This window comes from Streptomyces sp. NPDC001544 (assembly GCF_042894285.1).
Lineage (GTDB): Bacteria > Actinomycetota > Actinomycetes > Streptomycetales > Streptomycetaceae > Streptomyces.
In genome coordinates this window covers 650,701-662,321 of record NZ_JBIAVN010000002.1, presented here as the reverse complement: position 1 = coordinate 662,321, position 11,621 = coordinate 650,701, and the positions used below count along the sequence as shown (strand labels likewise).

Below are 11,621 nucleotides of genomic sequence, written 5' to 3'. Positions count from 1 at the left end.
GGTCGGAGCAGGTGCGAAGGCGTGACGGACGGCTGACGCGAAAGGACCGGAGCGTACGTGAGCGAGAATCAGAACCTCCTCGCGGAGCAGCGGCGCGCCCTGATCCTCGACGAGGTCCGGCGCCGTGGCGGCGTACGGGTCAACGAACTGACCCGCAAGCTCGGCGTGTCGGACATGACGGTGCGCCGCGATCTGGACGCCCTGGCCCGCCAGGGCGTGCTGGAGAAGGTGCACGGCGGTGCGGTACCGGTGGTGCAGGCCAGCACCCACGAGCCCGGCTTCGAGGCGAAGTCGGGTCTGGAGCTGACTGCCAAGGAGGACATCGCACGGGCCGCCGCCCAGTTGGTCACCCCCGGCACGGCGATCGCGCTGTCGGGTGGTACGACCACCTATGCGCTGGCCCACCACCTGGTCGAGGTGCCCGACCTGACCGTGGTGACGAACTCGGTACGGGTGGCGGATGTCTTCCACGCGGCGCAGCGCTCCTCGGGGCAGCGGCAGGGTGCGGCCACGGTGGTACTGACCGGCGGGGTGCGCACCCCGTCCGACTCGCTGGTGGGACCGGTCGCCGACCAGGCGATCGCAGCCCTCCACTTCGACCTGCTGTTCCTGGGCGTGCACGGCATATCGGTGGAGGCCGGGCTGTCGACGCCGAACCTTGCGGAGGCGGAGACCAACCGCCGGCTGGTGCAGTCCGCGCGGCGCGTGGTGGTGGTCGCCGACCACACCAAGTGGGGGACGGTGGGCCTGAGCTCGTTCGCCGCGCTGGAGCAGGTCGACACGCTGGTGACCGACGCCGGACTGCCCGCGGGGGCCCGCGCGGAGATCGCCGAGCATCTGCGGCGGCTGGTGGTGGCGGGCGAGCCCGGTGAGGGCGTGGAGGACTTCTGACCGACGGGAGCACCGGGGGTACAGACAGCTGATCTCCCGTCAGTTAGGGTGACCGGCCAACAGACCATGCACGTCGGGCACTTCCCGAGGGGGTCCCTCGCCCATGGCTCACCGTCTGCGCCCGGTGGGGGCCGACTTCACCGAGAACGCCCCCGTGCGTCTGGTGTTCACACGGGAGATCACCACGGCCCCCGACCCGGTCTTCCGCGCGCTCGCCGAGGACCTGCCCGGCTGGGCGGGGTGGTTCTCCGCGGTGACGTCCGCCCGGCCGACCGAGAGCGGACGGGAGATCCGGCTGCGGGGCGGCGCCCGCTTCGAGGAGACGGTGCTCGTGGCCCAGGCACCGGAGCTGTACACCTACCGCGTCGACGTGACGAACGTCCCGGGCGCCCGGGCCTGGACCGAGGAGTGGCGCCTCGCCCCGGCCGGCACCGGAACCCGGGTACGGATGACCTTCGCCCTCGACGGAACCACCCCCTTCCGCCTCTTCTGGCCCCTCGCCCGCCCAGCAGTCGGCCACGCCTTCCACGACGCGATCACCGAACTGGACCGGCGGCTGACCAACGCCGGGTGACTCAGCCCGTCCACACCCCCGTGAGCAGCAGCGACTCGATCGCCGAGGTGTACGGCGTGATGTCCAGGCCCTGCTCCGCGAGCCAGACGTCGGAGTAGTACTTGTCCAGGTAGCGGTCGCCCGGGTCGCACAGCAGGGTGACCACGCTGCCCGTGCGGCCCTCGGCCACCATCTCGGAGACGATCTTCAGGGCGCTCCACAGGCCGGTCCCGGTGGAACCGCCCGCCTTGCGGCCGATGACCCGCTCCAGGGCCCGCACGGCGGCGACGCCGGCGGCGTCCGGGACCTTCATCATCCGGTCGATGGCGCCGGGCACGAAGCTCGGCTCCATGCGCGGGCGGCCGATGCCCTCGATGCGCGAGCCGCAGTCGCAGGTGACGTCCGGATCGCCGGTGGTCCACCCGTCGAAGAAACACGAGTTCTCCGGATCGGCGACACAAATGCGGGTGTCATATTGCATGTAGTGGACGTACCGTGCGAGCGTCGCGGAGGTGCCGCCCGTGCCCGCGGTGGCGACGATCCAGGCCGGCTGCGGGTACCGCTCCAACTCCAGTTGCCGGAAGATGGATTCGGCGATGTTGTTGTTGCCGCGCCAGTCCGTGGCCCGTTCGGCGTAGGTGAACTGGTCCATGTAGTGGCCGCCGGTCTCCACCGCGAGGCGGGCGGACTCCTCGTACATCTTCCGCGGGTCGTCCACGAAGTGGCACCGTCCGCCGTGGAACTCGATGAGGCGGCACTTCTCGGCGCTCGTCGTGCGGGGCATCACCGCGATGAACGGCACGCCGATCAGCTTGGCGAAGTAGGCCTCGGAGACCGCCGTCGAGCCGCTGGACGCCTCGATCACCGGGCGACCCGGCCGGATCCAGCCATTGCACAGGCCGTAGAGGAACAGGGAGCGGGCCAGCCGGTGCTTGAGACTGCCGGTCGGATGGGTCGACTCGTCCTTCAGGTAGAGGTCGATGCCCCACTGCTCAGGCAGCGGGAAACGCAGCAGGTGCGTGTCGGCCGAACGGTTGGCGTCGGCCTGCACCTTGCGGACGGCTTCTTTCAGCCAGCCGCGGTAGGCGGTGTCGCTGCGGTCGACGTCAAGGGTGGCGCCGGTTCGGGTCTGTGGGGTGGTGCTCACGGCGGGGCTCCTTACGCTTCGCGCCGACGGCGCCCAGCGCGGCCGACACCAGGATCATAGGCACCTTTCACACTGCTTCCCACCTGCATAAACGCTTCTTTGAGCCACCCCAAGACACCCTGGGGCACGCGCATACGAACCGCCGGCGGCCCCCAGGGGGCGCATTCGCGCGAATGCTCCGGGCGCCGGTCGCACGCGCCCCCTCGCGCACTGGTGCTCGGCGTCGCACGCGGGCAGACTGCACCGACGACGGGCCCTCTGCTCCGGCACCCGGTTGTCCCGGTGACACGGCCGAGGTCCCGCACCAGGCGCACACTGAACGACACGGAAGCACACAGCTCAAGGGCCGGAGCGACCCGGAGGGGATCGGGCCCGGCGAGCGACACGCAAGGGGGCGGCGAAGGATGGCGGAGCCGGAGTTCACGGCCACAGGTGTGCGGATCGGGAAGCGAATGCGTTCACTGACCCGCGCCGGACAGGTCCGGATCAGCGACGGCAGGCTGGAGTTGCTCACCAGCTACGGCAGTGAGATCGACAGCGCGCCGGTCCGGTCGGTGCGCGCCTCCAAGCCCTGGTTCGCCCCGGACGACCGGGCCCTGGCCGACCTCAACGGCAAGCGGTACCTGCTCACCCTCGGCGAGCACGACCCCGCTCCGGGCGAGCCGGGGCCACCCGCGGCACGCCGGTTCATCGAGGCCGTGCGCCGGGCCGCCCGCCACGGCGGCTGAACGGCCGCGTGAGTTGCGGTAGCGCACCCCCTGCGTCACGCTGGTGGCACGTCACTCTGGGTTTACCGGCGATAACGCTGCGAACCAGCCCGCCGGCCACGACAGCAGGCGGACGTTTGGACGCAAGCACCCTGCTGGATCTGTTCTCCGTGTTCCTCCGGGTTCGACCGGACCTCACATCGGGGAGTCGCAGCCGTGATCAGTCATCCAAAGCACTGCACGGTGGAGCTCCAAGCCCTGCCGTCGCGGATCGGCCAGGTCCGCAGAATCGTATCTGCGCAGTTGCGCTACTGGCATCTGGACCAGTTGATAGACCGGGCCTCGCTCGGTGTGACGGAACTGCTGAGCAACGTCCACCGGCACGCCCAGCCCGACAAGTCCTGCACGGTGGAGATGGAACTGGTCCTCGGCCGGCTCATGGTGTCGGTGCGCGACCACGATCCGCGTCTGCCCGTGGTCGGTGACATGCCCGTGGTGGGCGACGTGCAGGACCTCGGACCGCTGGCCACGTGCGGGCGCGGGCTCGCCATGGTGGCGGCGGTGAGTGAGAGCTGGGGGGCGCGGCCGGACGGCGACAAGGGCAAGGTCGTGTGGTTCACGCTGCCCGCCCCGTCGGTCACCGACCGGCAGCCGGCCCGCCCACCGCGGCGCGCCGCCGCGGAGGCGCCCGTGCGCCGTTTCGAGCAGGTCGAAGTGGAGCCCGCGGCCTGTGCGCCCGCCCCGGTCCACGTCCCCGCCCGGCCCGTCGCCACGGGCTGACCGGGCGGCTGCCGTCAGTCCGGTCGGCGCCCGGCGCAGCCGCCGGCCGGCGGGGCGGCCCGCGGCACTCAGGCCACGCCGCCCTTGCCGATACGGCCGAACTGCTCGTCCAGGACGGACAGCCGGCGCCAGTACTCGTCCTCGTCGATCTCGCCGGAGGCGAAGCGGCGGCCGAGGACGGCGATCGGCGAGTCGCCCGCGGGGCGCGCGCCGCCCATCGTCCGCCAGTACCCGCCGCGCTCGCGCCACACGGTGCGGCGCAGGAAGGTGACGGCGCCGATGACGACGACCGCCCAGATCATCGGGAAGAACAGGATCCACGGGCCGGGCCCGCCGTTCGAGTTCGCCAGGGTCTGCATCTCGGTTCCTCTCCATGGTCGGAGGCGTGTGGTGCAGTGATGCTTCAACACTGGTCCGGGGGAGGGGTCCGGGGCGTCGTACGCCCGGCGGCAGTGGGCGTACCCCGCAGGAAGTACGCGGCGATCGCACGAGTACCCGGCGACAGGACTGGCCACTGTAACTACTAGTATGTACAGTGGCGGTATGAGCACCTCGGAGCGGCTGATCGAGTCCACCCGCGAGCTTCTGTGGGAGCGCGGGTACGTGGGGACGAGCCCCAAGGCGATCCTGGAGCGGGCCGGCGCCGGTCAGGGCAGCATGTACCACCACTTCAAGGGCAAACCGGACCTGGCGCTGGCCGCGATCCGGCGGACGGCCGAGGAACTGCGGGCCACCGCCGAGCGGGTGCTGGACGGCCCCGGCACTCCGTACCAGCGCATCGAGGCGTACCTGCTGCGCGAGCGTGACGTGCTGCGCGGCTGCCCGGTCGGCCGGCTGACCATGGACCCTGACGTGATCGCCAGCGACGAGTTGCGCGCGCCGGTCGAGGAGACGCTGGACCGGATCCGCGCGCGGATCGCCGGGATCGTCGAAGAGGGCAAGCGGCAGGGACAGTTCGCGTCCTCGCTGGACGGCGCGGAGATCGCCGCCGCCGTCATCGCGACCGTGCAGGGCGGTTACGTCCTCGCCCGCGCCTCCGGCTCCCCCGCCGCGTTCGACACCGCGGTCCGCGGGCTGCTCGCTCTGCTGGCACCGCAGCACACGGGCTGCGACGACCACCCCGCCTGAGAAAGGTTCGCATGTACGCGCTGCAGTACGAGCTGACATTCCCCGCCGACTACGACATGGACGTCATCCGTGGCCGGGTGGCCCGCATCGGGCACCTGCTCGACGACTGGGACGGCCTCGGCCTGAAGGCCTACCTGATGCGGGAACGCGGTGCGCACGGCTCGCCGGTCAACCAGTACGCGCCGTTCTACCTCTGGAACACCGTGCGGGGCATGAACCGCTTCCTGTGGGGCGGCGCCTTCCAGGGGCTCGTCGACGACTTCGGGCGGCCGGTGGCACGGCGCTGGTCGGGGCTGGCGTACGAGGAGGGCGGCGCCACGGCTTCCCGGGCCGCCGTCGCCGTCCGCCGGCGCGAGCCGGTGCCGGACGGGGCCGGACTGTCCGGGCTGATGGAGGACGCGGTGCGCGAGACCGGACGGCTGGCCGCCGAGGACGGTGCCGTGCTGGCGGCCAGTGCCGTGGACACCCACCACTGGGAGCTGGTGCACTTCTCCCTCTGGGAGCACGATGCGCCCAAGGCGCGTGGGGACGTCTTCCAGGTGCTGCACCTGTCGGCACCGGGCAGGGCCGGCCTGCCGCGCGGGCGGCAGTGGTGAGCGCCGCCGTCCGCACCGTCCTCGGGGACATGCCTCCCGAGGAGCTGGGCGTGTGCGACGCGCACGACCACCTCTTCTTCGGCAGTCCCCAACTGGTCGGCCAGGAACTGAACGACGCCGCCGCGGCGCGCGCCGAACTGGAGGCGTTCCGGGCGGCGGGCGGGGCGAGCGTGGTGCAGTGGACGCCGTACGGCCTCGGGCGCCGGGCCGCTGACCTGCCGGTGCTGTCCCGGGCCGCCGGGGTGCGGGTGGTCTGCGCGACGGGACTGCACCAAGCGGCACACTACGCGCCGGAGTTGCTCGACGAGCTGCGCGGCCGGCTCGCCGCCGTGTTCGTCGCCGAGCTGACCGAGGGCATCGGCACGTCCGGGGTCCGCGCCGGGCTGATCAAGGTGGCCGGCGGCTTCCACGCCCTCGACACGCACGCCCGCTGGACGATGGCCGCCGCGGCGGAGGCGCACCACGCCACGGACGCGCCGATCGCCGTGCACCTGGAACTGGGCACCGGTGCGCTCGACGTACTGGACCTGCTGTGCGGCGAGTTGGAGGTGCCGCCGCACCGAGTGGTTCTCGGGCACCTCAACCGCTCCCCCGACCCCGTGGTGCAGCGGCAGGCCGCCCGGAGCGGCTGCTGGCTCGCCTTCGACGGGCCGTCCCGCGCCCATCACGCCACCGACTGGCGGATGCCGGACGCCGTACTCTCCCTGGTGGAGGCCGGGTTCGGGCACCGGCTGCTGCTCGGCGGGGACACCGTGGTCGCCGGGGCCCGTTCGGTGGACGGCGGGCCCGGGATGCCGTATCTGCTGCGCCGGGTGCGGCCGCGCCTGGAGGCGGTGCTGGGCACGGAGCCGGTGCGGCGGATCCTCGTCGACAACCCGGGGCGGGCCTTCGCCGTCGACTGGCGGTGAGCCGCCCGCCCGCGCCGGGTCAGGCACCGGCCTCCGCGAAATCGCGGACGACGGGCGCCAGGTAGTCCGCGTGCGGGCCGCCCAGAGCCGCCAGTGCGTCCGGTGAGCCGACCAGCGCGATCCGGTCGAACTCCGGATCGCGGCCCTGGGCCGTCTCCGCGTCCGCCAGCGCCGCATGGCGTTCGTACAGCGACGACGCGGGACACGGCGGGGCCAGGAACACGACGCCGACGGATCCGTTGCCACCGCGGGTGGCGAGCCCCAGGGTCAGCGCTTCCGGCCTGGTGTCCGACCCGGTCTCCTCGGCCAGTTCGCGGGCCGCGTGCCGGCGCAGTGCGGCCAGGTCCAGGTCGTCGCCCGCCACCGGTGGTTCGACGGTGCCGCCCGGCAGCTGCCAGCGGCCGGGCGCGGCGGTCCACGCTGCCGCCCGGCCCACCAGCAGGCGCCCGTCGTCGGTCGGCTGCACGACGGAGACGAACAGGGACGGCAGCCAGGCGGTGGCGCCCGGGACCTGACGCAGGGCGCGCAGCCGGTAGCTCGTTCGGGTCCAGGACAGGACCAGTCCGTGCCCTTCCTCCCAGGTCAGCCCCGTGAGGGCGGCCACGGGCCCGTCGAACAGGGCCGGATTGGCCCGTACCGCCTCGTCCCACACGCGGTCCATCGCCGAACGTTCCTCGGGAGGCAGTTCGGGCGGGGGTGTCTCGACCAGCCGGACGCGGTGTGCCCGCAGGAGTTCGACGGCGCGCTCATCGGTCACCGCAGTGCCCCGAGCGGGTCGTCCAGCACCGGCTGCCACGCCAACTCGGCTGCTCCGACCAGGCTGTTGTGGTCGAGGGTGCAGGGCAGGATGGGGACGCCGCCGCTCTGGCCCCACAGGCTGCGGTCGGCGACGACCGCGCGGAGCCGGTCGGGGTCCGCGTCGAGCAGGGTGCGGTGCAGGCCGCCGAGGATGATGCGGTCGGGATTGAGGATGTTCACCAGGCCCGCGAGACCGAGGCCGAGCCGGTCGATCAGCGCCTCGGCGGCGGTGCGCACCTCCGGGTCGGCGTAGTGGTGGCGGATCAGGTCGATGGCCTGCTGGAGCAGGGAGACCTCGGGTCCCGGATCGCGTCCCGCCTCGCTGAGCAGCGCCAGCGGGTCCGCCTCGACGTCGAGGCAGCCGCGGCTGCCGCAGTGGCACGGGCGGCCCTCGGGGTTGACGGTGAGATGCCCCACCTCGAGGGCGAGGCCGGAACTCCCGGTGTGCAGACGGCCGTCCAGCACCAGTGCCCCGCCCACGCCCCGGTGCCCGGTGGCCACGCACAGCAGGTCCCGGGCGCCGCGGCCCGCGCCGTGCCGGTGCTCGGCGAGCGCGGCGAGGTTGACGTCGTTTCCCGCGAAGGCGGGGCCGGTGATCCCGGCCGCGCGGACGCGCTCGGCGAAGATCCGGCGCACCGGCGCACCCACCGGCCAGGCCAGGTGCAGGGGGTTGAGGGCCAGTCCGTCCGGTTCGGCCACCGCCGAGGGCACCGCGAGGCCGGCGCCGACGCAGCGGCGCCCGGTGCCGCGCAGCAGCTCGGTGCCCGCCTCGACCACGGAGCCGAGGACCTTCGCCGGGTCGGCGTCGACGGTCTCACAGCCCGGCGAGGTCGCCACGATCCGGCCGCCGAGTCCGACCAGTGCCGCGCGGAAGCCGTCGGCGTGCACCTGCGCGGCCAGCACGACGGGCCCCTCCTCGGCGACCTCCAGCCGGTGCGAGGGGCGTCCCTGGGAACCGGCCGCCGCGCCGGGCCGGGCGTCGACCCTGATCAGGCCGAGCGCCTCCAGTTCGGCGGCGACCGCGCCGGCCGTCGCCCGGGTGACCCCCAGTTCGGCGGTGAGCACGGCCCGGGTCGGCGCCCGTCCGGTGTGCACGAGCTCCAACGCGGGCCCGAGCGCACCGCGCCCCCGGTCCAGCCGCGTCCTCGAGGTGCTCCCATCCCCCGCCGCCCGGGGGTCCGCCTTCCCGCTCATGAGGGCGAGTCTCCCATGATCCGCATGTCGGCCGGTCCGTGTCGCGCGCAAACGCGGGGACCAGGGGGTGTCTTGTGGATCAGGCCGGCCTGGACCGACGGTGTCTTCCTGCCGACCCCGGCATGATCCACGAGAAGCTCCCTAGAAGCCACTCACCCTGAGGGTGATGTTCAGCCGCCCGGACAGCCCCAGCGCGGGCGGCGCCGTGCCGGCGCGTACCCGGGGGACGCCGTGGTGGGCGAACCGGGACGGCCCGCCGAAGACGAACAGGTCGCCGCTGCGCAGTTCGACGTCCGTGTACGGCCTGGTCCGGGTCTCGGTGTTGCCGAAGCGGAACACGCAGGTGTCGCCCAGGCTGAGGGAGACCACCGGCGCGTCGCACTTCTCGTCGCTGTCGCGGTGCATGCCCATGCGGGCGTCGCCGTCATAGAAGTTGATCAGCGCGATGTCGTACTCCCCCGTGGCCGCCTCCGCGCCGAGCGCGTCGGACACCGCGCGGCGGCCCAGCTCGCCCAGCCAGGGCGGGAAGGGTTTCACGGGGACACCGTCGCCGTCGACGACCGTGCGGGCGTAGCCGTACGGGTACCAGTGCCATCCCAGACACACCTGCCGGGCGGTCATCGTGCCGCCGCCGGGCGTACGGACGGTGCGCAGGCCGGCCGGGGGGCGTGCCCACCCACGGCAGGCGGCCAGCAGCTCACGCTGGGCGTCGGCGTGCAGCCAGTCCGGGACGTGCACGGCGCCCGGCGCGACCCGGGTGCGCCCCCTGGGGAACAGCTCCGCCTCCATACCCCCATCCTGCCCGACGTGCCGCGGGCTGCCGCCCGGCCGTGCCTGACGGGCCGGATAGCCTGGACGCACGATGAACGACCGTATGACGACCGCATGGGGCACGCTCGAGCTGTCCCGCTTCCCCGAGGATCCGCACGAGAAGCTGCGTGCCTGGGACGCCTCCGACGCGTATCTGCTCCGGCATCTGGCCGAGGAGGAAATCCCCCTGTCCGGCACGGTCGTGGTCGTCGGGGATCGCTGGGGCGCCCTGGTCACGGCGCTGGCGGCGCACCGGCCGACGCAGATCACCGACTCCTACCTCAGCCAGGAGGCGACCCGGGCGAACCTCGCGCGCGCCGGGGTGGAGCCCGGTGCCGTACGCCTGCTGACCACCCAGGACCCGCCACCGGGCCGCGTCGACGTCCTGCTGGTCCGGGTGCCGAAGAGCCTGGCGCTCCTCGAGGACCAGCTGCTGCGGCTGGCGCCCGCCGTGCACCCGGACACGGTCGTCGTCGGCACCGGCATGGTGAAGGAGATCCACACCTCGACACTGCGGTTGTTCGAGCGGATCCTCGGCCCGACCCGGACCTCGCTGGCCCGGCAGAAGGCCCGGCTGATCCTCTGCTCCCCGGATCCCGCGGCGGAACGTCCCGCCAACCCGTGGCCGTACAGCTACGCCCTGCCCGACGGCATCGGCGCGGCCTCGGGGCGCACCGTCGTCAATCACGCGGGAGTGTTCTGCGCGGACCGGCTGGACGTCGGCACCCGCTTCTTCCTGCAGCACCTGCCGGGCGCGAACGGGGAGGGGCCGCGCCGGGTGGTGGACCTGGGGTGCGGCAACGGCGTCGTCGGAACGGCGGTCGCGCTGGCGGACCCTGGCGCCGAGGTGCTGTTCGTGGACGAGTCGTTTCAGGCGGTGGCCTCGGCCGAGGCCACTTACAAGGCCAACGGGGTTCCGGGGCACGCCGAGTTCCGCGTCGGCGACGGGCTCGCCGGGGTGGCGCCCGGCAGCGTGGACGTCGTCCTCAACAACCCGCCGTTCCACTCCCACCAGGCGACGACCGACGCGACGGCCTGGCGCATGTTCACCGGCGCCCGGCGCGCGCTGCGTCCCGGCGGCGAGCTGTGGGTGATCGGCAACCGGCACCTGGGCTACCACGTGAAGCTGCGACGCCTGTTCGGCAACAGCGAAACGGTCGCCGGCAACCCGAAGTTCGTGGTGCTCAGGGCCGTGAAACGGGGCTGATGCCGGCGGCTCGCGCGGGCGGGGAGAGGACGCCGATGATACGGGTGACCTCCCGGGCCATCGCCTCGCGGGCCGCGCCGAGGTACTGGCGTGCGTCGACGGCCTCCGGACGGGCCGCGAGGAACTCCTTGATCGCCCTGGTCATCGCGACGCTCAGGGCGGTGCCCACGTTCACCTTGGCGATGCCGCCCGCGACCGCCGCGACCAGGCCGTCGTCCGGTACTCCGGAGGAGCCGTGCAGCACGAGCGGGACCGGCACGGCGCGGGCCAACCGCTGGAGGAGGGCGTGGTCGAGGGCGGCGGTGCGGGTGGTCATGGCGTGCACGCTGCCGATGGCGACGGCCAGCGCGTCCACGCCGGAATCGGCGACGAAGGCCCGGGCCTCCTCGGGATCGGTTCGGGCGCCGGGCGCGTGGGCGTCCCTCTCCTGCCCGGCTTTGCCACCGATCTGACCCAACTCCGCCTCGATCCACAGCCCTTGGGCGTGCGCCCAGGCGACGGCGGCGCGGGTGGCGGCCAGGTTCTCGGTGTACGGCAGGCGTGCGGCGTCGTACATCACGGAGCTGAAACCGGCGCCCGGCGCCTGCCGCAGCAGGTCGTCGCTCTGTACGTGGTCGAGGTGCAGGGCGACCGGTACCCGGGCCCGCTCGGCGGCGACGGCGGCGGCCCGGGCCAGCGGGTGCAGTCGTCCGTGGCGGAACCGGACCGCGTTCTCGCTGACCTGGAGGACCACGGGGGCGTCCGCCGCCTCGGCGCCGGCGATGACGGCCTCGACGTGTTCCAGGGTGATGATGTTGAACGCGGCGACGGCGCAGTGCGCGGCGGCGGCTCGGGTCACCAGCTCACCGGTGGTTGCGAGAGGCACGGCCTGTCCCTTCCTTTCAGGGGTCCGGTCAGTGGTC

14 protein-coding genes are annotated in these 11,621 nt (G+C 73.1%); 8 read left to right on the top strand and 6 right to left on the bottom strand.

The window, feature by feature from the left end:
- Positions 1 to 57 precede the first annotated feature (57 nt).
- Both ACFY0F_RS08410 and ACFY0F_RS08405 read left to right on the top strand, forming a co-directional pair.
- Entirely contained in the window at positions 58 to 891 is an 834-nt protein-coding gene (locus ACFY0F_RS08410) for a DeoR/GlpR family DNA-binding transcription regulator (protein WP_388790791.1), read from the top strand.
- A gap of 103 nt (positions 892 to 994) precedes the next feature.
- A complete protein-coding gene (locus ACFY0F_RS08405; RefSeq protein WP_388790789.1) occupies positions 995 to 1,465 on the top strand; it encodes an SRPBCC family protein in 471 nt (156 codons plus the stop codon).
- A gap of 1 nt (position 1,466) precedes the next feature.
- On the opposite strand, the gene ACFY0F_RS08400 is transcribed toward ACFY0F_RS08405, so the two are convergent.
- A complete protein-coding gene (locus ACFY0F_RS08400) occupies positions 1,467 to 2,591 on the bottom strand; it encodes a PLP-dependent cysteine synthase family protein (protein ID WP_388790787.1) in 1,125 nt (374 codons plus the stop codon).
- Positions 2,592 to 2,995: 404 nt separating this feature from the next.
- Between ACFY0F_RS08400 and ACFY0F_RS08395 the strand changes: the two genes are divergently transcribed.
- Together ACFY0F_RS08395 and ACFY0F_RS08390 are read left to right on the top strand one after the other, a co-directional pair.
- Positions 2,996 to 3,319 carry a hypothetical protein gene (locus ACFY0F_RS08395; protein ID WP_388790785.1) on the top strand — a complete coding sequence of 108 codons (324 nt, stop codon included), beginning with the start codon at positions 2,996 to 2,998 and terminating at the stop codon, positions 3,317 to 3,319.
- 195 nt (positions 3,320 to 3,514) lie between these two features.
- On the top strand, positions 3,515 to 4,078 hold the full coding sequence (locus ACFY0F_RS08390; RefSeq protein ID WP_388790783.1) for an ATP-binding protein: 564 nt from the start codon (positions 3,515 to 3,517) through the stop codon (positions 4,076 to 4,078).
- Positions 4,079 to 4,146: 68 nt separating this feature from the next.
- Here ACFY0F_RS08390 and ACFY0F_RS08385 read toward each other — a convergent pair whose 3' ends face one another.
- Positions 4,147 to 4,437: an SHOCT domain-containing protein gene (locus ACFY0F_RS08385; protein WP_388790781.1), complete on the bottom strand. Its 291-nt coding sequence runs from the start codon at positions 4,435 to 4,437 to the stop codon at positions 4,147 to 4,149.
- Between the two features lie 169 nt (positions 4,438 to 4,606).
- Here ACFY0F_RS08385 and ACFY0F_RS08380 point away from each other — a divergent pair, with 169 nt between their 5' ends.
- Genes ACFY0F_RS08380 through ACFY0F_RS08370 form a run of 3 tightly spaced genes read left to right on the top strand, consistent with a single transcriptional unit; the run spans position 4,607 to position 6,710 of the window.
- Positions 4,607 to 5,206, top strand: coding sequence for a TetR/AcrR family transcriptional regulator (locus ACFY0F_RS08380; RefSeq protein WP_388790779.1), 600 nt, complete (start codon positions 4,607 to 4,609; stop codon positions 5,204 to 5,206).
- Between the two features lie 11 nt (positions 5,207 to 5,217).
- A complete protein-coding gene (locus ACFY0F_RS08375) occupies positions 5,218 to 5,802 on the top strand; it encodes a DUF4865 family protein (RefSeq protein ID WP_388790777.1) in 585 nt (194 codons plus the stop codon).
- A gap of 29 nt (positions 5,803 to 5,831) precedes the next feature.
- Positions 5,832 to 6,710 (top strand): phosphotriesterase, encoded by an 879-nt coding sequence (locus tag ACFY0F_RS08370; RefSeq protein ID WP_388791325.1) that lies wholly within the window; start codon positions 5,832 to 5,834, stop codon positions 6,708 to 6,710.
- A 19-nt stretch (positions 6,711 to 6,729) separates the two neighbouring features.
- Here the strand turns inward: ACFY0F_RS08370 and ACFY0F_RS08365 are convergent, their stop codons facing one another.
- The 3 genes from ACFY0F_RS08365 to ACFY0F_RS08355 form a co-directional block, all read right to left on the bottom strand.
- Positions 6,730 to 7,467, bottom strand: coding sequence for an NUDIX hydrolase (locus ACFY0F_RS08365; RefSeq protein ID WP_388790775.1), 738 nt, complete (start codon positions 7,465 to 7,467; stop codon positions 6,730 to 6,732).
- Entirely contained in the window at positions 7,464 to 8,702 is a 1,239-nt protein-coding gene (locus tag ACFY0F_RS08360; RefSeq protein WP_388790773.1) for an ROK family protein, read from the bottom strand. The genes ACFY0F_RS08365 and ACFY0F_RS08360 overlap by 4 nt, the downstream gene beginning before the upstream one ends.
- A 141-nt stretch (positions 8,703 to 8,843) precedes the next feature.
- Positions 8,844 to 9,491, bottom strand: coding sequence for an alpha-ketoglutarate-dependent dioxygenase AlkB family protein (locus tag ACFY0F_RS08355; protein ID WP_388790771.1), 648 nt, complete (start codon positions 9,489 to 9,491; stop codon positions 8,844 to 8,846).
- An 85-nt stretch (positions 9,492 to 9,576) separates the two neighbouring features.
- Between ACFY0F_RS08355 and ACFY0F_RS08350 the strand changes: the two genes are divergently transcribed.
- Positions 9,577 to 10,719 (top strand): methyltransferase, encoded by a 1,143-nt coding sequence (locus ACFY0F_RS08350; RefSeq protein ID WP_388790769.1) that lies wholly within the window; start codon positions 9,577 to 9,579, stop codon positions 10,717 to 10,719.
- Here the strand turns inward: ACFY0F_RS08350 and ACFY0F_RS08345 are convergent.
- Positions 10,697 to 11,584 carry a ketose-bisphosphate aldolase gene (locus tag ACFY0F_RS08345; protein ID WP_388790767.1) on the bottom strand — a complete coding sequence of 296 codons (888 nt, stop codon included), beginning with the start codon at positions 11,582 to 11,584 and terminating at the stop codon, positions 10,697 to 10,699. The genes ACFY0F_RS08350 and ACFY0F_RS08345 overlap by 23 nt on opposite strands.
- Positions 11,585 to 11,621: the final 37 nt, after the last annotated feature.

Excerpts from the sequence above, each read along its gene's own strand:
- ACFY0F_RS08405 (WP_388790789.1), top strand. The coding sequence starts at position 995 with ATGGCTCACCGTCTGCGCCCGGTGGGGGCCGACTTCACCGAGAACGCC.
- ACFY0F_RS08395 (WP_388790785.1), top strand. The coding sequence starts at position 2,996 with ATGGCGGAGCCGGAGTTCACGGCCACAGGTGTGCGGATCGGGAAGCGA.
- ACFY0F_RS08385 (WP_388790781.1), bottom strand. The coding sequence starts at position 4,437 with ATGCAGACCCTGGCGAACTCGAACGGCGGGCCCGGCCCGTGGATCCTG.
- ACFY0F_RS08380 (WP_388790779.1), top strand. The coding sequence starts at position 4,607 with ATGTACAGTGGCGGTATGAGCACCTCGGAGCGGCTGATCGAGTCCACC.
- ACFY0F_RS08375 (WP_388790777.1), top strand. The coding sequence starts at position 5,218 with ATGTACGCGCTGCAGTACGAGCTGACATTCCCCGCCGACTACGACATG.
- ACFY0F_RS08370 (WP_388791325.1), top strand. The coding sequence starts at position 5,832 with ATGCCTCCCGAGGAGCTGGGCGTGTGCGACGCGCACGACCACCTCTTC.
- ACFY0F_RS08360 (WP_388790773.1), bottom strand. The coding sequence starts at position 8,702 with ATGAGCGGGAAGGCGGACCCCCGGGCGGCGGGGGATGGGAGCACCTCG.
- ACFY0F_RS08355 (WP_388790771.1), bottom strand. The coding sequence starts at position 9,491 with ATGGAGGCGGAGCTGTTCCCCAGGGGGCGCACCCGGGTCGCGCCGGGC.
- ACFY0F_RS08350 (WP_388790769.1), top strand. The coding sequence starts at position 9,577 with ATGACGACCGCATGGGGCACGCTCGAGCTGTCCCGCTTCCCCGAGGAT.